Origin of the sequence: Stenotrophomonas sp. SrG, assembly GCF_050031795.1 — a bacterium.
Classification (GTDB): domain Bacteria; phylum Pseudomonadota; class Gammaproteobacteria; order Xanthomonadales; family Xanthomonadaceae; genus Stenotrophomonas; species Stenotrophomonas rhizophila_A.
Genome location: NZ_JBNBBE010001844.1, coordinates 1 through 229 on the forward strand (window position 1 = coordinate 1; position 229 = coordinate 229).

Annotated in this window: 1 protein-coding gene; it reads left to right on the top strand. The window is 72.5% G+C overall.

The features are described 5' to 3' along the window. The coding region (locus tag ACQG3P_RS25590; RefSeq protein WP_426806608.1) for a hypothetical protein at positions 1 to 229 on the top strand (229 nt) is incomplete at both ends.

Sequence of the window (229 nt, forward strand, 5' to 3'; positions counted from 1 at the left end):
GCGTACAGGTGCACGGTGATGGCGGCCGCGGACGCCTGCTGGCCGATCTGTCGGCGGGCAAGGTGGCCCAGGGGGACTATCGCGACCAGCGCGTGCAGCTGCGCGATGAGGACGCGGCCAGCATGATCGCGGGGTGGCAGGGCCGCATCGTGTTCCGCGACGAGCACCTGCGCGAAGTGGCCGGCCGCTTCACGCGCAGCACCACCCTGCGCCTGCGCGTGAGCGAGGA